Genomic DNA, 18,945 nt, shown 5'->3' with positions numbered 1-18,945 from the left:
ACCGGCACTCTATCGCTGGCGCAGTACTCCGAGATACCGTGATGCGCGAGGGCACGGTTCTCCCTCACCGTCGAGAAAGGACACCTCATGGCAGGCAAGTTCGAGCTGTACACCGACAGTTCCGGTGGTCACCGGTTCCGACTCAAGGCCGGCAACGGCGAGGTCATCGCGTCGAGCGAGAGCTATACGACGCGGTCGGCCGCGAAGAACGGCATCGAGTCGGTCCAGAACAACGCCCCCGGAGCGACCGTCGTCGAACTCGACTGACCCCCTCCTCCACAGCTCATACAGAGACCCCCTCCCGCTGGCTCAGCGGAAGGGGGTCTTTCTGGAGAACGGCTCGTATGACCGACGCTCAGAGCACTCGTGCGAGGAAATCCTGCGTCCGCGGATGCTGCGGGTTCGCCAGCACCTCGCGCGGATCGCCCTCTTCGACGATGTGTCCGCCGTCCATGAAGATCAGACGCGACCCCACCTCGCGGGCGAAGCCCATCTCATGCGTCACGACGAGCATCGTCATGCCCTCGTCGGCGAGCGAGCGCATGACCTGCAGCACCTCGCCGACCAGTTCGGGGTCGAGCGCAGACGTCGGCTCGTCGAACAGCATCATGTCGGGGTTCATGCACAGCGCTCGCGCGATCGCGACGCGCTGCTGCTGACCACCCGAGAGGTGCCCGGGATAGGCGTCCGCCTTCTCCGCGAGACCCACGCGACCGAGCATCTCTTTCGCGACCCGCTCGGCCTCGGCCTTCGAGCGCTTCTTCACCCGCTGCTGCGCGATCATGAGGTTGCCCATCACGTCGAGGTGGGGGAAGAGGTTGAAGCTCTGGAAGACCATGCCGATGCGCGTGCGCACCCGGTCGATGTCGACATCGGGATCGGTGATGTCGATCCCCTCGATGAGCACCTTGCCCCCGGTCGGCTCCTCGAGCAGGTTCACCGAGCGCAGCAGGGTCGACTTGCCTGAGCCCGAAGGACCGATGATGCAGACGACCTCTCCGGCGCTGACGGTGAGGTCGATGCCCTTGAGCACTTCGTTGTCGCCGAAGCTCTTCACAAGCCCCTGCAGGTCGATCGCGGGCGCGTGGACGTCAATCAGATCGGTGATCATCGCTGCCTCGACATCCTTCGTTCCAGGTACGCACTGAAGCGCGTGAGGGGGATCGTCACGATCAGGTAGAGGATCGCCGCCATGATCAGCGGCGTTCCGTTCGCGTTCTGCGTGCTCGCGTCACGAGCGAAGTTGGTGAGCTCCTTCGACCAGATGAAGGATCCCGCCACGAAGAGCAGCGATGTGTCCTTCAGCAGCAGCACGAACTCGTTGGTGAGCGGAGGGATGATGATCCGGAAGCCCTGCGGCACCACGATCCAGAACGTCGTCTTCATGGGCGACATGCCGAGAGAACGTGCAGCCTCGGTCTGCCCCTTCGGCACGGCTTGGATGCCGGCGCGGATCGTCTCGGCCATGTAGGCCGATGCGACCAGGATCAGACCGATCAGGCCGAGCACGACGGGCCCGCCGAGCTTCGTTCCCGGCACGCCGAGCCCGATCGGCAGGATGAAGGCGATGGCGAAGATCGTGAGGATCGCGGGAAGCCCGCGGAACAACTCGATCCACGCCGTCGCGATCCATCGGAAGGGTCCGATGCTCGACAGCTTCAGCAGCGCCAGCACGACGCCGAGCAGCAGGCCGCCCGCGAACGCCACCGCGGTGAACCACAGTGTGTTCACGAGCGCCGTCGTGATGATGCCCGGGAGCATCTGCGCGGCGATCTCGGGATTGAAGTACAGCTGCGCGATACGCGCCCAGTCGGTGCTGACGATCAGCCAGACGGCGACCGCGATCAGCACCACATAGACGGAGTATCTGTACAGCTTGCTCTTGGTGGTGCGCCTCAACGCCATTGTCAAGGACTCCCTGTCCTACGTCGCTCGCCGATTACTTCGCGGTGAAGTACGTGTCGTAGATCGTCTGGTAGTCGCCGCTGTCACGCAGATCCTGCAGCGCGCCGTCGATCGCCTCACGGAGAGCATCCTTCTCGCCCTTCGCGTACGCGAAACCGTAGGACTCACCCGTCTCGTACTCCTCGACGATCTTGTAGGCGCTGTCGGCCTTCTCGTGCTCGAGGTTGACGGGCTGGTCCTGCAGGATCGCGTCGATCTGGCCGGCCTGCATCGCGGGCCACAGCTCGCCGTCCGACGGGTACTGGACGAGCTCGGCGCCCGTGGCGTTCTCGGTGGCGTACGCCTCGCCCGTGGTGCCCTGCTGGACTCCGACGTTCTTGCCCGAGAGGTCGTCGATCGACTCGATGCCCGAATCCGTGCGCACCAGCAGCGACTGCAGCGAGTCGTAGTACGGCTCGGAGAAGTCGATGTTCGCCTTGCGCTCGTCGGTGATCGTCATCGCCGAGGCGCCGATGTCGCACTGGCCGGCCGCGAGCGTGGTCCCCGACTGCAGTGCGTCGAAGCCCACGTCCTGCACGGCGAGCTTGAGGTCGAGCTCCTTCGCGATCGCGTCGAGCAGGTCGATGTCGAAGCCCGTGTATCCGGTGCCGTTGTCGCCGCCCTCGAACTCGAACGGAGCGTAGGGGATGTCAGAGCAGACCGTGAGCGTTCCCGCCTCGATCAGGCCGTACTCGTCGCCCGCCGCCGACTCACCGGATCCGTCTCCGCCCGCTCCGGTCGCGCATCCGGCGAGGGCGAGGGTGGCGGTCGCGGCAAGCGCGATCCCGGCGATGATGTTGCGACGCTGCATGTCAGCTCCTGAAGGACGAGGGTGTGGTTCCCACGGACGGGTAGGAGAACATCTAAACATGCACCGCAGACTCCGACATGCGCGCACCCGGCCTCTGCGGATCACATTTGTGTTGCAAGTGTGACCGAATATGACGGCCGTGTTACGCGGTCAGATCTCGAAGTCCACTGCTACGCGTGACGCGACCACCGAGCGCACGTACTCGACGACCTCTTCGTGCGCGGGATGCACCTGATACTCCTCGAGCGCCGCGATCGAATCGAAGTCCGCGACGAGCGTCACATCCCAGTTGGAATCGGGATAGGCCACGTTGGCGCCGGCGGAGATCGAACGCAGCTGCGGCACGACGCCGTCGAGCTCGTTCAACCGGCGAGCGACCTCGGCGGCGTGCTCTGCACGCTGCCCCGCGTCTTCGGCGGCGAGCTTCCAGCTGACGACATGACGGATCATCGTGGGTCCTTCCCCCGCGCGTCCTCCTGGACGGCTTCTTCGAGCGATTCGCGCAACCGGTCCGCCGAGAGGCGCCAGTGCGCGTGGAGCTTGCCGTCGATCAGCACGACCGGGATCTTCTCCCACCACAGCTCATAAAGTGCAGGATCATCCTGGATCGACGCCTCGACGATCTCGATGCGCTCCGCAGCGGCATCCGGCAGCTCGGCGACCACCGCGTCGATGATCTCTGATGCGACGTCGCACAGATGGCAGTCGGGCTTGCCGATCAGGGTCAGCGTGGTCACGCCGAAGGCACCTCGACAGAGCCCCCCTGCGCGATCCACTCCCCCGTGCCGCCTTCGACGTTGGTCGCGTCGTAGCCGCGCGACTCGAGCGCCTCGACGACACGCGCCGATCGGCCGCCCGCCTGGCAGATGACGTCGAAGGATTCGGACGGAAGCTCTTCCAGCCGGTTGCCGATCTCGGACATCGGGATGTTGACGGCTCCCGGAACGTGACCTGCAGCGAACTCGTGGACCTCGCGCACATCGATGAGCGGGGTGTTCGAGCGCTCGGCGAGCTCGGTGACGGTGATCGACTTCATGCGTGTGCTCCTGCGACTGTGGCGAACCGGGGGCAGAGACACAAAGCGCCCGTCCGGAGACAGGCGCTCGTGTCTGGCCGCTTACTTCTTGTTGCGGCGCTGGTGGCGAGTCTTACGAAGCAACTTGCGGTGCTTCTTCTTCGCCATGCGCTTGCGGCGCTTCTTGATGACAGAACCCACGGAAACCTCACTAAGTCAGTGGCTGGGCGTCGCACGGAGACGACACCCGGGTACGGGCACGGAAAAATGCCTCGGATCAGTCTAGCAAATCGAACGGGCCTCGCTGTCACCGTGTCTGCGACGGGCGAGACGCTCGCGCGACAGCGCTAGCCGACGTCGGCGATGGGGCGCTGGAGCGCCTCCGCCACAGCGGACTCCGGCACTCGGAAGCTGCGTCCGAAGCGGATGGCCGGCAGCTCACCTGCGTGCACCATCCGATACACCGTCATCTTCGACACGCGCATGAGTTCGGCGACCTCAGCCACCGTAAGGAACCGGACATCTGGAACCTCGGGCATCCCACGTACCCCTTTCTGGATTTGAGCACACTCTATGGGGAATCTGGGACGCGTGTAAACCCATGTGACTCGTGTGATCTGTGAGGTCATCGCGACCAGCCGCCGAGACGCGAAGGGCTGATCCCAGCGGAGTCATAGGAGGCATGCCGGTTGCGTCCAGACTGCTCTGAGAGGCTGAAGTCGGGACTCACGATGGCACCATCCGAGTCCTCGCGGGCTGGGGCCCGCAGCCTCGCCCCCGACGACATGCCCCCCTGTCGCCGGGGGCGAAGTGCGAGACGAGGTCAGGCGCCGAGGCGCTTGAGGGCGTTCGCCACCACGTGCTTCGCCGATGCCGCCGCCCGGCCGACGACCTCCGCAGCGTGCGCGGCGCCGTCGGGAAGCGGGAGACCCGGGTAGTCGACGTCGGGTGCATCATCGCCGTACGCGTCCATCAGGAACGGCACGAGCCAGTCGTCGACGGCTGCGAGAGGCTCGACCGCGAGGCTGTAGAAACGTCGCTGCCCGTCTTCCCGGACACTCACGAGCTCAGCCTCGCGCAACACCTTCAGATGCTTGGAGACCGTGGGCTGGCTGATGCCGAGGTCAGCGACGATATGGCTCACGCTCGTGCCGGCGTCGCCTTCCGACGTGCGGCGCAGGAGGAGCTGGAGGATGTCGCGCCTCGTGCCGTCTGCAATCACGTCGAAGATGTCGGTCATGAGATCAGGGTAGTCGTCCCCGGCACGGAGTACCATGACGAAGGCTCGGCGACCATGTCGGGCGGCCGCGCTCATGCGGAGGTCTAGCGAAAGGGGACACGATGTCGGGCCTCGCTTCGGCGTCGTCACCTCGACAGCGACTGGAGAGCGCGGCGTCGTGGGGCAAGCACCTCATCACCTCGTCGCCGTCCCGCTTCGCGATCGTGATCTTCGCACTGCTCATCCTCGTGTTCACTGTGCTGTTGTCACTGCCCATCGCGTCTGCGACGGGAACCGTGACCCCCCTGTCCGACGCGCTCTTCACCGCGGTGTCGACCATCTGCGTGACGGGTCTGGCCACCGTCGACATGGCGAACCACTGGTCTCCGTTCGGTCACGTCCTCATCTTCATCGGCGTCAACATCGGCGCTCTCGGTGTGCTGACGCTGGCGTCGCTCATGGGAATGCTGATCTCGAAGCGGCTCGGACTCCGCGCCAAGCTCATGGCCGCCGGCGACACCAACCCGATGCGCGCCCACGGCGGAGTCGTGAACGAGAGCCAGACCGTGCGGCTGGGCGAGGTCGGTCAGCTGCTCACGACGGTCGCCCTCTCGGCGCTGATCATCGAGGGCGCGCTCGCGATACTCCTCTACCCTGCACTCGTGATGGCGGGCGTCGAACCGATCGCGGCCCTCTGGGAGGCGCCGTACTTCGCGGCGATGGCCTTCACGAACACCGGATTCGCCCCCAACGACGGCGGAGTGGCCGTCTTCGCCGACGACTACCTCGTGCTCTCTCTGCTGATGGTCGGCGTGTTCCTCGGCAGCATCGGCTTCCCGGTGATCTACACGCTCGCGAAGCACGTGTGGCACGTGAAGAAGTGGTCGCTGCACACCAAGCTCACGCTCGTCACGACGGTGCTCCTGTTCGTCCTGGGTGCGGCGGTGTTCCTCATCCTCGAGTACGCGAACCCCAAGACCTTCGGGTCGATGGATGCCGCCGACACGACCTTCCAGGCGTTCTTCCTCTCGGCGATGACCCGCTCGGGCGGCTTCAACGTGATCGAGATGGACGATCTGAACGGCTCATCGCTGCTCGCCGCGAGCATGCTGATGTTCGTCGGCGGCGGCTCCGCCTCCACCGCCGGCGGAATCAAGGTGACCACTCTCGCCGTGCTCGCGATCGCCGTGTGGTCGGAGGCGAAGGGCCGGCAGTCGGTCGAGGCCTTCGGCCGCCGCATCCCCAGCGACGTGCAGCGGGTCGCCCTGAGCGTCGTCGCATGGGGGGCGACGATCGTCGCCCTGTCGACCATCATCATCGCTCAGATCACGAAGGCGGACATCAGTCATGTGCTCTTCGACGTCATCTCCGCCTTCGCGACCGTGGGCCTGTCGACAGGCCTCACCGCCGAGCTCCCCGACGCAGGATCGTACGTCCTCGCGGTGACCATCTTCATGGGCCGCGTTGGTACAGTGACTCTCGCCGCGGCCGTCGCCGCGACATCGCGAACGCAGTACTACTCACTGCCCGTGGAAAGGCCGATCGTTGGTTGAAGTCCTCCGGGGCGACGCGCCCGTCCTCGTCATCGGCCTCGGCCGGTTCGGTGCCGCATGCGCCGGCGAACTCGACCGCCTGGACCGTGAGGTCCTCGCGATCGATGACAACCTCGAGCTCGTGCAGAAGTGGTCCGACCGGGTCACGCACACGGTGCAGGCCGACGCCAAGAACATCGACGCCCTGCGTCAGATCGGCGCGCAGGACTTTCAGGTGGCGGTCGTCGCCGTCGGCTCGTCCATCGAGGCGTCGGTGCTGATCACCGCGAACCTGGTCGATCTCAAGGTGCCGCAGATCTGGGCGAAGGCCGTCTCGCAGTCCCACGGAAAGATCCTCGCGCGCGTCGGCGCCAACCACGTCATCTACCCCGAGCGCGAAGCCGGCGAACGTGTCGCGCACCTCGTCTCGGGCCGGATGCTGGACTTCATCCGCTTCGACGACGACTTCGTGCTGGCGAAGATGTACCCGCCGAAGTTCATCCGCGGCGTCGGGCTCAACGAGTCGGGCGTTCGGAGCAAGTACAAGGTCACCGTCGTCGGAGTGAAGAGCCCGGGGAAGCCGTTCCGCTACGCCGAGGCGAACACCATCGTCACCAACCACGACCTCATCATCGTGTCGGGCACCAACAGCGACATCGAGCGGTTCGCCGCCCTCGACCGCTGACCAGGGACCGCGTCCCGGGCTGGGAACGGCTGGGCTCGGAACCGCTGAGACGCGGCAAAGCGCTCGAGAAGCGGTCACCCTGTCGACTTCCCTCCGCATCTCGCGCGGTCGACCGGATCCGACGCGGTCGACGACACGATCGACGACACGGTCAGCGGGCTGCCAGCGCCCTCTCAGGATGCGGTCAGCGCGCGGTGTGCGGATGGTCGCGGCTCAGGCATCGATGCTGAGGGTGATCTCGACGAGGTCGTCGACCGTGACTGCTTCTCGGTCCTGCAGCGTCTTCTTGATCGGGACGATGTAGCCCCCGTTCTTCGGCCACAGCGCCGTCGTCACGGTGGTGCGTCCGATCGTCACGGACGCGGGGATCATGCCCCACCCGTACGTGACAACGCTCGCGACCTCGCTGATCATCTCGCTCTCGGCCGGCGGCACGGTGACGAAGTGGAACGGCGCGGGACCGCGCCAGAACCAGATCTCACCCGAGAACCGCAGCTGCATGTCACGCTCCGGCGGCGAGCTCTCGGGCTCGCGCGAGGGCGGCATCCGCGGCGTCCGCGAAGGTGCGATCGAGGTGCGCCCCCTGCAGCACGGCGACGGCACGCTCGGTCGTGCCCTTCGGACTGGTCACGCGGCGACGGAGCTCGGAGGGCTCGTCTCCGGAGGCGTCGAGCAGCGCAGTGGACCCGATGAAGGTCTGCTCGACCATGAGCCGCGCGTCCGCCTCGTCGAATCCCAGGCCGACGGCGGCCTTGGTGAGCTCCTCGATCAGGAGATACACGTAGGCGGGGCCGGACCCCGAGATGGTCGACAACGCGTCGATCTTCGACTCCGGAACCTCGATCACCGCACCGACGGTCTCGAAGAGGCGGCGCACGAGCGCCAGATCGTCGGCGGTCGCCGCGCCACCTGTTGCGAGACCCGTGACGCCCTTGCCGACAGTCGCGGGGGTGTTCGGCATCGAGCGGATGACGCGCACGTCGGCGCCGAGGTTGTCGGCGAAGGTCTGCAGGGTGACCCCGGCGGCGAGGCTCACCACGATGGCGTCGTGAGCGAGATGAGGCGCGATCTCGCGCAGCAGGTCGGGCACCATGGCGGGCTTCACGCCGACCAGGACGATTCGAGCCTTCGCCGCCGCCTCAGCGTTGCCCTCGGCGTTCTCGGACAGCGCGACACTCGTGACGCCGTCGAGGTCCGCGAATGCAGCGGCCTTCTCAGGCGTGCGGTTCGTGGCCGTGATCCCGTCGTCGACCCGGATGCCGGATGCGACCACACCTCGGAGGATCGCGCCTCCCATGGAACCTGCACCGAGAAACGCCAGCGAGGGAAGAGAATCAGCCATGTCGTCATCCTACGGCGGGCGCACCCTGTGTCAGCGGGAGACCCGATCTAGACTCGTCGCATGAGTGCATCGGGCGGCAGCAAGGCGATCATCGCGGCATTCCTGGCGAACCTCGGCATCGCGTTGGCGAAGTTCGTCGCGTGGGCGCTCTCAGGCTCGGCGTCGATGCTGGCCGAGGCGATCCACTCGGTCGCCGACTCCGGCAACCAGCTGCTTCTCATGCTGGGCGGACGCAAGGCGAAGCGCGAGGCCGATCGCGCGCATCCGTTCGGCTACGGCCGCGAGCGCTACGTGTATGCGTTCGTCGTCTCGATCATCCTCTTCTCCGTCGGCGGCCTCTTCGCCATCTACGAGGCCATCGACAAACTCACTCACCCTCACGAGCTCGACAAGACGTGGTGGTGGCTGCCGATCGTCGTGCTCGTCATCGCGATCGGACTCGAGTCGTTCTCACTGCGCACCGCAGTCAAAGAGAGCAATCTGGTGCGCGCGAAGGACCAGTCCTGGGTGTCGTTCGTGCGGCGCGCGAAAGCACCGGAACTGCCCGTCGTGCTGCTGGAGGACACCGGCGCTCTTGCCGGTCTCACCTTCGCGCTGTTGGGCGTGGGCCTCACCGTGATCACGGGGAACCCCGTCTTCGACGCGCTCGGCACGCTGATGATCGGCATTCTCCTGGTCCTGATCGCGATCGTTCTCGGTATCGAGACGAAGAGCCTGCTGGTGGGCGAGGGCGCGACCGTCGCCGACCACGACCGCATCGTCGACGCGATCAACGCGGGCGATGAGATCGAGAAGATCATCCACATGAAGACGCTCTACCTCGGCCCGGATGAGCTCATGGTGGCGGCGAAGATCGCCCTGAGCGCCGACAAGCCGCTACGGGAGGCAGCCGACGACATCGACGCGATCGAGGCGCGCATCCGCGAGGCGCTGCCGATCGCCCGGGTCATCTACATCGAGCCCGACGTGTATCGGCCGTCGCTCGATCCCGAGCCCTCGACAGACGTCTTCGTACTCAAGTCGTCGGACTGAGACGAGCCGCTCGTCGGGCTCAGCGGCGCTGCTCGAAGAACTCGCGCAGCAGCACCGTGGAGGCATCCGCCTCGATTCCGCCGATGACTTCGGCGCGATAGGGCAGCCGGCGATCGCGCAGCACGTCGTACTTCGAGCCGGCGGCGCCCGCCTTGTCGTCCCAGGCTCCGAAGACCACTCTCCCGATCCGGGACTGCAGGATCGCCCCGGCACACATGACGCAGGGTTCGAGCGTCACGACCAGCGTGTGTCCCTCGAGGTTCCACGAACCGAGGGATGCTGCGGCGGCGCGCAGGGCCTCGACCTCGGCGTGTGCCGTCGGATCGTGCGTCTCCTCGCGGTTGTTGCGCCCCTCGGCGAGGATCCGACCGTCAGCATCGAGCACGACCGCTCCGACCGGGATCTCTGACGCCGCCGCGGCCTCGGACGCGAGCTCGAGAGCGCGTCGCATCGCGATCAGGTCGGCGGCGGTCATGGGTCGAGCCTACGACAGCGCATCACTCCGCAGCCGGGTCGCACCGTGCATCCGATGTCGTGCGGGAGCTTCGGGCGCATTAGCCTGTACACATGCGTGTCCACGTCGCCGACCACCCTCTCGTCACCCATAAGCTCTCGGTCCTGCGCGACCATCGCACCCCCTCCCCCGTCTTCCGCCAGCTCACAGAAGAGCTGGTCACCCTGCTCGCGTACGAGGCGACCCGCAACGTGAAGGTCAGCCCGGTCGAGATCACCACTCCGGTGACCACGACGATGGGAGTGAAGATCTCGGAGCCCCGCCCCATCGTGGTGCCGATCCTGCGCGCGGGTCTGGGCATGCTCGAGGGGCTCGTCAAGCTTCTGCCCACCGCCGAGGTGGGTTTCCTCGGAATGGTCCGTGACGAAGAGACCTTCGAGCCGACCACCTACGCAGAGCGTCTTCCCGACGATCTGAGTGACCGCCAGTGCTTCGCGATCGATCCGATGCTCGCGACCGGCGGTTCCCTCGCCGCGGCGATCCAGTTCCTGTTCGACCGAGGAGCGAAAGACGTCACGGCGATCTGCCTGCTGGGCACGCCCGAGGGTCTCACCGCGATCGAAGCCCTGGTCGGAGACCGCGACGTGACGATCGTGCTCGGCGCCCTCGATGAGCGCCTGAACGAGAAGGGCTACATCGTTCCCGGACTCGGTGACGCCGGCGATCGGTTGTACGGCACCGTCTGAGCCCGACCACAGCGAGGGTCGCGCCGCTCGGGCGCGCTCCGTCGCCGGTGCTCTCAGCCGCTGACGCCCACGAGTCGTGCGAAAGCGCTGAGTCTCGCCACCCCCTCGGGCGTGCGAGGGAGATCGTCGAGCAGCGCCGGCGAGTAGATCAGATACGCCGCGACCTGCGCGCGCGAGATCGCCACGTTGAGCCGATTCTGCAGAAGCAGGAACTCCGGGCCGCGGGGAGCGTCGCGACCGCTCGACGCGGCGAGCGTCGTGATCGACACCACCGCCTCCTTTCCCTGGAAGTTGTCGACCGTGCCGACCGGGACATCGGGGAAGCCGGCCGAGGTGAGCGCATCATGAACGGTCTGCCGCTGAGCGTTGTAGGGTGCGACGACGATGATGTCGTTCTGCGCGAGCGGACGCGCCGTCGCCTCTGAATCGTTGTCGGTGAACGTGCGTCCGACGAGGCTGCGCACCAGCGCCACCACCTCAGCCGCCTCTTCGGGCGACTCCGTGGCATTGCCCCGGTGCCGCAGTGGGGCGACGTGGAGCCCTGCGTCGACGCCGTCGATCGATCGCAACTCGGTTCCCGGAGCGGACGCGAGCTGACCCGCGTATGCGAGCTGCGAGACCGGGGCGGCGACGGACGGATGCATGCGCCACGACTTCGCGAGGAAATAGCCGTAGTCGGGCCTGATCACCGCGTCGCCGTCCATCACCCATCCCAGCGCCGAGGTGTCGACCGGCTCGGGGTGCGCGCCCTGGCTGACTTGAGGAAGCTGCTGCGGATCACCGAGCAGCAGCAGGTTCTTCGCTCCGGCCGCCACGGCGATCGTGGACGCGAGCGAGAACTGCCCCGCCTCGTCGACCACGAGAAGATCGAGTCCCTCGCGCTCCACACGGGCGGTGTTGCTGAAGTCCCACGCGGTGCCGCCGACGACCGCTCCGTGCTCGGCATGCTCGCCGAGGAACGATGCCATGCCGTTCTTGGGAATCACCGTGTAACCGGGCTCGCTGGAAGGGTCCTTCGGGGCCTTGCCGACCTGGCTCGCCGGCACGCCATCGGCGACCACCCGCTCGAGCAGGTTCTCGATGATCGCGTGCGACTGCGCCACGACGCCGATCCGGAATCCGTGCTCGTTCACCAGCCGGGCGATCACCTGCGAGCCCGTGTAGGTCTTGCCGGTGCCAGGGGGGCCCTGCACCGCGAGGTAACTGCGGTCGAGATCGCGCACGCCTCGGACGATCGCGTCGATCACATCGTCACCCTGCTCGGGCAGCGGACCGCCGGACAGTGTGCGCGGAGGGATCCGGCGGAGGATGTCGGTGGCCGCGTCGCGCGGGAAGCCCGGTGCGGCGGCATGAACGGAGTCTGCCCATTCATCGATCGCTCCCTGCAGCGAGACGACCCGTGGCGGGGCCGCCGGCGTGAGGGCGACGGGGAGCTCATCCCAGGTCTGCCCCTGGATCGCCGTCTCGGTGACCAGATAGCCGTCTTCGAGCACCTCGGCGACGGTGACCGTGTGGGGGACGTGCACTGCTCGTGACGGGGCCTCTGTGTCGAAAGGAGCCGGCACGGAGTACAGAGCGAACGGCTGGGATCCGGCACCCAGCGTCGTGCCGGGAGACACCTCGCCGCGGATTTCGATGTCTCGCGACATCACTCTGCGGCCTTCAGCGACACTCCATTCGCGCTGCACGCTCGAGGAGGCGCGGTCGACGCGCACGACGTCGCGCGTCCCCTCCCACATCGTGACCGGTTCGCGCAGACGCTGGAAGTGCGAGACCCAGAAGCTCTTGGCCTCGCGCGGGAAGTAGTCGATCGCCGCTGCCGCGATGCGATGCACCTGACCGTCTTCACCCGCAGCGACCGCGTGTTCTGCGTCGGCGAGCAGCGACACCGATCGCGGTGACGGCTCGTAGATCACCTCGTCGGCTTCGTCGGGCGGGGCGGGGTTCACGCCCTCCTTCTTCGCGATCTCGATGAGCCAGTTGCGAAGCCGCCGGGTGGAGACGCAGTCGTAGCGGTTGTAGTCGGCGAGGTCGGCGAACACGGCGTCGGCCTCGGCCTTCTCGCCCGCGGCCGCGAGCTCGCGCGCGGCGACGTACTGCACGATCGAGTCGTCGCCCTTCTGCACGTCGCTCGTGCGCACGTCTTCCCCCATGTACAGAGGCTCGAGCTTCTTGATCGAGTACGACCGGGTTCCGACCCGCACGGTGCGCAGGACCAGCGGGTAGAGGTCGACGAACACGCCTTCGCGCAGCAGTCGATCGATCTCGCCCTCGCGAACGCCGTGCCGAGCGGCCATCGCCACGAGGTGCGAGGTCTCGTACGGGGCGTAGTGGTAGATGTGCATGCCCGGATGAGCGGCGCGACGCACCTTCACGAAGTCCAGGAACCTCTCGAATGCTTCGCGCTCCGCCGCGAAGTCGTGCGCCCAGATCGCGGAGTACTGATCGGCGTTGTCGACCCATCCGAAGAGGTAGTCGATCCCCCAATGCGCCTGTCCGTCGGGCGCGGGCTCGGTGTAGAGCGGATCGCCTTCGAAATCGAAGAAGATGTCTCCGTGGCTCGGCACCGGGAGCGCGTGGATGCCGGGCGCATAGTGCACGTCGTACGTCGGCGCGCCGTCGGCATCCGCCCGGATCTGCAGCCGTGCCTGGGCGCGCAGTGTCTCGAACGTGTCGGTGTTCATGCCGGCAGGGGCTGCGGAAGCCTCAGCCAGAGCATCGATGGTCTCGATCCCCGCTGCCCTCAGCCGCGCTCGTTGGACGGGACGCATGCGTGCGACCATCAGCAGGTCGCGGTGCGCGATCACCTGCTCCTCGCACGTGGCGCAGCGTCCGCATGCCACCACCTCGAGGTCACCCCGATCGTCGCCCCAGGCAAGCGGCTCGCCTGCCGCCGCCTCGGCGACCCGGCGATCGGCGATGAGTGAACGCAAGCGCGCACGTCGCACGTGGAACAGCGGGAGAAGGTCGTGGACGGAGTGCGTGCTCAGCGTGCCGTCGCCGAGAATCAGGTCGACCTCGTCGGATCGGGGAATGCCCAGACGATCGAGTTGGTCGACATATGCCGCGAGCTGCATGAGGGCGGTGACTCGAGCCTTGCGAGCGAGCTTCGAGTCCTGCACACGCCACCGGCCGTCGTCATCGCGCTTCAGGAAGTCCGCGAACCCGACGAACTCGGGCGTCGAGAACGCCGCCTGGAAGACGACGACAGCCTCGGACCCGAGCGCACGCACCGTCTCGTCGACCGCCGCCGCGAGCGCCCCTGCGTCGACGGACGAGACCTTGTCGACGAGGTGCACACGATCAGGGCCGAGCTCATGGACATATCGCGCGAGCACGTTCTGCTCGTGCACGTCACCGAGCAGGGCTGCCCGTGCGAGAGTCGCGTCTTCGGGCTCGTCGACCGCGGGGACACGACCGAGCTTGGCGTCGATCGCGCGGCACCACGCGAACTCGCATTCGGCGGCCGCCTTGAGGTCGCTCGCGCTCCAGATGACGCGCTGCGCCTGAGTGTCGATCCGCACGATGCTCCCGTTCTCTCGGATGCTTCGACACTAGCCGCGGCCTCCGACACGGGCGCTCAGACGGGCGTCACCGCCACCAGGTGTCTTCGGGCGTGACGGGCAGATTCCGCTTGTGCTGTGTGGCGAGATACCGCGACTCGATGCGACCCGCGACCTCGGGGTCGACCTGACGCCCCTCGAGGAAGTCGTCGATCTGCTCGTAGGTGAGTCCGAGTTCATCCTCGTCGGCGCGACCGGGCTGCCCGTCGAGCAGATCGGCGGTCGGCACCTTGTAGGCGAGCTGGTCGGGCGCACCGAGCAGAAGCAGCAGCGAGCGCCCCTGGCGCTTCGTGAGCCCCGAGAGCGGAAGGATGTCGGCTGCCCCGTCGCCGAACTTCGTGTAGAAACCCGTGACAGCCTCGGCGGCGTGGTCGGTGCCGATCACGAGGAACCCGTCGTGCCCGGCGAGGGCGTATTGCGTCACCATCCGCACGCGCGCCTTGATGTTGCCGCGGTTGAAATCGCTGATGTCGCTTGTGACCGCGAACTCGATGTCTTCTTCGACGCCGTCCACGCCGTTCTGGATGTTGACCTCGACCGAGGCATCGGGCTCGATGAACTCGAGCGCCGCCTGAGCGTCGGCCGCGTCCTTCTGCACCCGGTACGGGAGCCGCACCGCGAGGAACTTCGCCTCGTCGCCCTCGGCCCGGAGCCGCTCGACGGCGAGCTGTGCGAGGCGCCCGGCGAGCGTGGAGTCCTGCCCGCCCGAGATGCCGAGCACGAAGCCCTTGGCGCCCGTGGTGCGCAAGTAGTCGACGAGGAACTGCACCCGGCGCTCCACCTCGAGCTCGGGATCGATCTCGGACTTCACTCCGAGCGCTTCAGAGATCTGCTGCTGCAGGGTCATGTGCTTCCTCCGGTCTACCGACGTCAGTATCCTCCCCCAGTGTTACATCGAGATGACGTCGCTCGCACGCACGTGACTTCGCGGTGGTCGATGCACCTGAGAGGATGGCGGAGTGAAACTTCTCGTCGCCGCCATGGCCTCTGAACTCGCCGCATTCCCGGAAGAGCTCGAGGGGTTCGACCAGCTCGTGACCGGCGAAGGCAAGATGCAGGCCGTTTTCGCCCTCACCCGCGCGCTCGACGCCAAGGAGTACTCCGAGGTGGTCGTGGTCGGCACCGCGGGCGGCATCGACCCTGAACTCGACGCGACCGTGCACGAGATCGGCAGTGCACTGCAGCACGACGTGTTCGACCTCGACGGAGTCGCAGGCCAGCACGTCTCGCTGCCCGCGCGGGTCTCGACCGGCCGCGAGGGCGTGCTGATCGCGACCGGCGACAGCTTCGTCGGCGATGCCGGTATCACAGCCGTCATCCGCCCGTCAGGCGCGGGGCTGGTCGACATGGAGACCTACGCGTACATCTGGGTCGCCGAGCAGTTCGGAGTGCCGATCCGCGCTTTCCGCGCCATCTCGGACAGGGCCGAGGACGGCGCGCTCGTGGACTTCCGCGAGGCGATCGCCCGGTGCAGTGTGCAGCTGCGTGAAGTGATCCGACGGGAGTACGGCGTCTGACCTCGGAGGACGACTGCACGCCGTACCCGCGGCGACGGGAACACTCCTCAGCGGGATTCGATGATGCTCGGTCCCTCTGAGGTGGCACGCACCCGGAGTTGTGCCGGTATCTGCTCCTGCATGGCTTCGACGTGGCTGATCACGCCGACCGTGCGGCCTCCCTGTCGGAGCTCGTCGAGTGTGCGCATCGCCACATCGAGCGTGTCGCCGTCGAGAGAGCCGAACCCTTCGTCGATGAACAGCGTGTCGAGACGGATTCCTCCCGCTCGTGCCGTGACGACCTCGGCGAGGCCGAGTGCCAGCGCGAGGGAGCTGAGGAAGGTCTCACCCCCGGAGAGCGATTGTGCGGGCCGAGTCTGACCTGTGAAGGCGTCGAAGACCACGATCCCGAGACCGGATGCTGCTCCGCGCGCGGCCAGGGCATCGGAGTGACGGAGCTGGTACCTCCCCGTGGACATGTCGCCGAGTCGACGATTCGCCGCATCGACGATCTCCTCGAGCTCGGCGGCGAGGACGAAGGTCTCCAGCGTCATCTTGTGGGTGTTGGCCCCGCGCCCTGCGAGAGCATCGGCCAGTCCGCGGAGGATCTCGAAGTCCGACAGCGCTTCGGTGATCCGCTCGTTCTCGTCGGCGGCCGCCTCGATGAGGCCGACGAGCTGCTCGGCCACCGCGGTCGCACGACTCGCTTCGTCGACGGCCTGCGACCACTGCTCGCGCGCGACCTGTGACGCAGCTTCCGCCGGAGCCACGTCGATGGGCTCCTCGGGCAGCGTGCGCAGCTCGAGCGGAAGCAGGATGGACCGTTCCTTCTCGCGCTCGACCGCATGCTGCGTGATACGGCCCTCGAGCGACGCCTGCACGGCCGAGGACCGCAGCGCGCTCTCGACGGCTGCGACGTCGTCGAATGCCGATGCCTGAAGTGCGGCGTCGAGGGCATCCCTCGCCTCGGCCGCTGCGGCGGATCTGCGGACACGCTCAGCTGAGGCCTCGACAGCACGCGAGGCCGTCCGGATCTGCGCCGTGACCTGTGTCAGACGTTCGGCGACCGATGCGAACGGTCCACGGGCCTCTTCGATCGCCGAGTCCGCGTCGGCGATCCTCTGCGCGATCACGGCCGCCGATTCGCGAGCCGTCGCGAGCATCGCCGCGTCGCCCTCGCGCTCGTCGTCGAGACGGCGCAGTCTCACGGCGAGGTCGTCGAGGAGCTCATCGAGCTGCGTGCACCGCTCAGCGGCAGCGACGCTCTGCGTGAGCTCTTCCTCTGCGCGGCTCAGCTCGTCGGAGGCGATCTCGATCGTCTGCCCCTCGGCGCGGGACTCGGCCACGGCGAGCGCCGCCCTCAGCGCGGAAGCACGCTCAGACGCCTCGCGCTCCTGCGTGGCGGCACGGTCGCGATCGGACTCGGCGGAGTCGACATCGTCGGCCGAGACCGGGTCCGCGTGCTCGGCGGGAGAGGGATGCTCGCAGGAGCCGCACACCGGGCACGGTCGACCTGCGACGAGCCCCGTTGCCAGCTCACCGGAGAACCCGTCGAGCCGTCGTGTGCGCAGATCAGCGAGCACCGCCTGGGCCTCGGCGAGCGCCGCACTGCGCGCGGCGAGCACATGGTCTGCAGCCTCGCGCTCGGCGTCGAGACGCGCCATGTCTCGTGCGGCCTCGAGACGCGCGGCCGCAGCGCCGCGTGCCGCGGCGAGATCAGCGGATCTGTCGGCCACACGACGTGCGGCGTCGCGTTCGGCGCTCAGCTCGTCGCGGCGCTCGGGAAGCGCCTCTCGTTCGCGCTCGCCCGCCGCAAGTCGTTCGGTCGCGACGCGCACGGCCTCCTCGGCGGATTCGCGCTCACGCTCGCGGTCGGCCGACGAGCGCTCGAGCACCGCTGCACGCTGCCACGCGCCGGTCGCCTTCGTCTCGTCCTCCACCCACTGCTCGAGATCCTCGACCTCGGGACCGACTTCGCGCCATGCGTCACGAGCTCGCACCTCGGCGTCGAGCGCCGCGTCGAGCAGCGACCGTGCCTTCGCCGCCGCAGCGATCGGCGCGCGCAGCACCTCTGCGGCGCGCGCGTCGTCGAGCTCAGAGCGGGCTCGGGCGATCTCCGGCGCCTCGGCTTCGAGCGCTTCGAGCGCGCGCCTCGCCCTGTCGCGTTCGGCCTGCGCCCGCCGATCGTCGCGTATCGCCGCCAGACGATCGTCAGCGGCGACCGATCTCTCCTTCGCCTCGATCCGCTCGGCATCGCGACGCTCGGCGCGATAGCGTGCTCGTGCCCGAGCTCGCCCGAGTGCGGCGAGACGGGCGTCGGCGGATTCTCCCGATGCCTGCGTGTCGTCGTCGGTCGGATCGGGGCCGAGCGAGGCGCTGTCGACAAGACGCTCCGCCTCATCGAGGCGCGCGGTCACCGTGGCGAGTCGAGCGCCGAGCGCATGCTCGGCCGCTCGGCGGCGCTCCTCGAACCGCGCCTGCACGTCTTCGAAGCGCTCGGTGCCGAAGAGGCGCCGCAACAGGGACTGGCGTTCACGGCTGCCCGCGAGCAGGAACTCGGAGAACCGATTCTGCGCGAGCAGGATCACCTGGAGGAACTGCTCCCTGCTGAGCTGAAGTATCTCGTCGAGCTCGTGCGCGGCTTCGCGCTCCTTCGCGGCGAGACCGATCCATCGATCATCGACGAGCACGTCGAGCTGCACGGCGGCGGGCTGTACGGTCGTTCCGCCGCCGCGTTTCTTCGGGCGCTCGTAGTCGGGGGATCGTCGCACGCGATATCGCCCGGCCGGGGTGCTGAACTCCACGATGACTTCGGTGATGTCGTCGGGACCGGAGTGGTCGCTTCGCAGCCGCTTCTCTCCGCCCTCGTATCGCGGGACGCCGCCGTAGAGTCCGAAGCACACGGCGTCGAGGATGCTCGACTTGCCCGCTCCGGTGCGGCCGGCGATCAGGAAGATCCCGTCGTCGGCGAACGCGTCGAAATCGACGAGCTGACGCTCGCGGAACGGACCGAAGCCCTCGACTTCCAATCTGTGCAGCCTCATCAGGGGCGCTCATCCGCCGGATGGACGGCTTCGTATCCGTTCGCCGGAGGACGAGTCGGGGC

At 67.4% G+C, this 18,945-nt stretch carries 21 protein-coding genes; 6 read left to right on the top strand and 15 right to left on the bottom strand.

Features of this window, described 5'->3' with window-relative positions:
* Positions 1-87: 87 nt before the first annotated feature.
* On the top strand, positions 88-267 hold the full coding sequence (locus tag AC3WS6_RS06015) for a YegP family protein (protein ID WP_492500151.1): 180 nt from the start codon (positions 88-90) through the stop codon (positions 265-267).
* 88 nt (positions 268-355) lie between these two features.
* Here AC3WS6_RS06015 and AC3WS6_RS06010 read toward each other — a convergent pair whose 3' ends face one another.
* From AC3WS6_RS06010 to AC3WS6_RS05970, 9 genes are all read right to left on the bottom strand, one after another.
* Positions 356-1,111, bottom strand: a complete 756-nt coding sequence (locus AC3WS6_RS06010; RefSeq protein WP_492500150.1) for an amino acid ABC transporter ATP-binding protein — start codon at positions 1,109-1,111, stop codon at positions 356-358.
* The gene (locus AC3WS6_RS06005) at positions 1,108-1,905 is read right to left on the bottom strand and encodes an amino acid ABC transporter permease (RefSeq protein WP_492500149.1); all 798 of its coding nucleotides are present in this window, start codon (positions 1,903-1,905) and stop codon (positions 1,108-1,110) included. Before AC3WS6_RS06005 ends, AC3WS6_RS06010 begins: the two co-directional genes overlap by 4 nt.
* Before the next feature lie 34 nt (positions 1,906-1,939).
* Positions 1,940-2,755 (bottom strand): transporter substrate-binding domain-containing protein, encoded by an 816-nt coding sequence (locus tag AC3WS6_RS06000; protein WP_492500147.1) that lies wholly within the window; start codon positions 2,753-2,755, stop codon positions 1,940-1,942.
* A gap of 150 nt (positions 2,756-2,905) precedes the next feature.
* Positions 2,906-3,205 (bottom strand): Dabb family protein, encoded by a 300-nt coding sequence (locus tag AC3WS6_RS05995; protein ID WP_492500146.1) that lies wholly within the window; start codon positions 3,203-3,205, stop codon positions 2,906-2,908.
* The gene (locus AC3WS6_RS05990; RefSeq protein WP_492500145.1) at positions 3,202-3,492 is read right to left on the bottom strand and encodes a glutaredoxin family protein; all 291 of its coding nucleotides are present in this window, start codon (positions 3,490-3,492) and stop codon (positions 3,202-3,204) included. The genes AC3WS6_RS05995 and AC3WS6_RS05990 overlap by 4 nt, the downstream gene beginning before the upstream one ends.
* Positions 3,489-3,791: a rhodanese-like domain-containing protein gene (locus AC3WS6_RS05985; RefSeq protein ID WP_492500144.1), complete on the bottom strand. Its 303-nt coding sequence runs from the start codon at positions 3,789-3,791 to the stop codon at positions 3,489-3,491. The genes AC3WS6_RS05990 and AC3WS6_RS05985 overlap by 4 nt, the downstream gene beginning before the upstream one ends.
* A gap of 81 nt (positions 3,792-3,872) precedes the next feature.
* Complete coding sequence (locus tag AC3WS6_RS05980; RefSeq protein WP_003792170.1) at positions 3,873-3,971, bottom strand: 30S ribosomal protein bS22; 99 nt, start codon at positions 3,969-3,971, stop codon at positions 3,873-3,875.
* 146 nt (positions 3,972-4,117) lie between these two features.
* On the bottom strand, positions 4,118-4,309 hold the full coding sequence (locus tag AC3WS6_RS05975) for a helix-turn-helix domain-containing protein (RefSeq protein ID WP_053098849.1): 192 nt from the start codon (positions 4,307-4,309) through the stop codon (positions 4,118-4,120).
* Positions 4,310-4,593: 284 nt separating this feature from the next.
* On the bottom strand, positions 4,594-5,010 hold the full coding sequence (locus tag AC3WS6_RS05970) for an ArsR/SmtB family transcription factor (RefSeq protein ID WP_492500143.1): 417 nt from the start codon (positions 5,008-5,010) through the stop codon (positions 4,594-4,596).
* A 101-nt stretch (positions 5,011-5,111) separates the two neighbouring features.
* Here AC3WS6_RS05970 and AC3WS6_RS05965 point away from each other — a divergent pair, with 101 nt between their 5' ends.
* A complete protein-coding gene (locus AC3WS6_RS05965; RefSeq protein WP_492500142.1) occupies positions 5,112-6,542 on the top strand; it encodes a TrkH family potassium uptake protein in 1,431 nt (476 codons plus the stop codon).
* Positions 6,535-7,206, top strand: coding sequence for a potassium channel family protein (locus AC3WS6_RS05960; protein WP_047520565.1), 672 nt, complete (start codon positions 6,535-6,537; stop codon positions 7,204-7,206). The genes AC3WS6_RS05965 and AC3WS6_RS05960 overlap by 8 nt, the downstream gene beginning before the upstream one ends.
* 213 nt (positions 7,207-7,419) lie before the next feature.
* On the opposite strand, the gene AC3WS6_RS05955 is transcribed toward AC3WS6_RS05960, so the two are convergent.
* Together AC3WS6_RS05955 and proC are read right to left on the bottom strand one after the other, a co-directional pair.
* Complete coding sequence (locus AC3WS6_RS05955) at positions 7,420-7,707, bottom strand: DUF1905 domain-containing protein (protein ID WP_492500141.1); 288 nt, start codon at positions 7,705-7,707, stop codon at positions 7,420-7,422.
* A 1-nt stretch (position 7,708) separates the two neighbouring features.
* Positions 7,709-8,548: a pyrroline-5-carboxylate reductase gene (gene proC, locus AC3WS6_RS05950; protein ID WP_492500140.1), complete on the bottom strand. Its 840-nt coding sequence runs from the start codon at positions 8,546-8,548 to the stop codon at positions 7,709-7,711.
* A gap of 60 nt (positions 8,549-8,608) precedes the next feature.
* Between proC and AC3WS6_RS05945 the strand changes: the two genes are divergently transcribed.
* Positions 8,609-9,580: a cation diffusion facilitator family transporter gene (locus tag AC3WS6_RS05945; RefSeq protein ID WP_492500139.1), complete on the top strand. Its 972-nt coding sequence runs from the start codon at positions 8,609-8,611 to the stop codon at positions 9,578-9,580.
* A gap of 19 nt (positions 9,581-9,599) precedes the next feature.
* On the opposite strand, the gene tadA is transcribed toward AC3WS6_RS05945, so the two are convergent.
* On the bottom strand, positions 9,600-10,055 hold the full coding sequence (gene tadA / locus AC3WS6_RS05940; RefSeq protein WP_492500138.1) for a tRNA adenosine(34) deaminase TadA: 456 nt from the start codon (positions 10,053-10,055) through the stop codon (positions 9,600-9,602).
* 92 nt (positions 10,056-10,147) lie between these two features.
* Here tadA and upp point away from each other — a divergent pair, with 92 nt between their 5' ends.
* Positions 10,148-10,780, top strand: coding sequence for a uracil phosphoribosyltransferase (gene upp, locus AC3WS6_RS05935; protein WP_492500137.1), 633 nt, complete (start codon positions 10,148-10,150; stop codon positions 10,778-10,780).
* A gap of 53 nt (positions 10,781-10,833) precedes the next feature.
* Here the strand turns inward: upp and AC3WS6_RS05930 are convergent, their stop codons facing one another.
* Positions 10,834-14,304 (bottom strand): TM0106 family RecB-like putative nuclease, encoded by a 3,471-nt coding sequence (locus AC3WS6_RS05930; protein WP_492500136.1) that lies wholly within the window; start codon positions 14,302-14,304, stop codon positions 10,834-10,836.
* Between the two features lie 67 nt (positions 14,305-14,371).
* Positions 14,372-15,190 carry an NAD(+) synthase gene (gene nadE, locus AC3WS6_RS05925; protein ID WP_492500135.1) on the bottom strand — a complete coding sequence of 273 codons (819 nt, stop codon included), beginning with the start codon at positions 15,188-15,190 and terminating at the stop codon, positions 14,372-14,374.
* 112 nt (positions 15,191-15,302) lie between these two features.
* Between nadE and AC3WS6_RS05920 the strand changes: the two genes are divergently transcribed.
* A complete protein-coding gene (locus AC3WS6_RS05920; RefSeq protein WP_492500134.1) occupies positions 15,303-15,860 on the top strand; it encodes a phosphorylase family protein in 558 nt (185 codons plus the stop codon).
* A gap of 47 nt (positions 15,861-15,907) precedes the next feature.
* Here AC3WS6_RS05920 and AC3WS6_RS05915 read toward each other — a convergent pair whose 3' ends face one another.
* Positions 15,908-18,883 carry an AAA family ATPase gene (locus AC3WS6_RS05915; RefSeq protein WP_492500133.1) on the bottom strand — a complete coding sequence of 992 codons (2,976 nt, stop codon included), beginning with the start codon at positions 18,881-18,883 and terminating at the stop codon, positions 15,908-15,910.
* Positions 18,884-18,945 lie beyond the last annotated feature (62 nt).

The organism is Microbacterium sp. EB106-03-03-XG65 (assembly GCF_058791955.1).
This window is presented reverse-complemented; position numbering and strand designations above follow the sequence as displayed.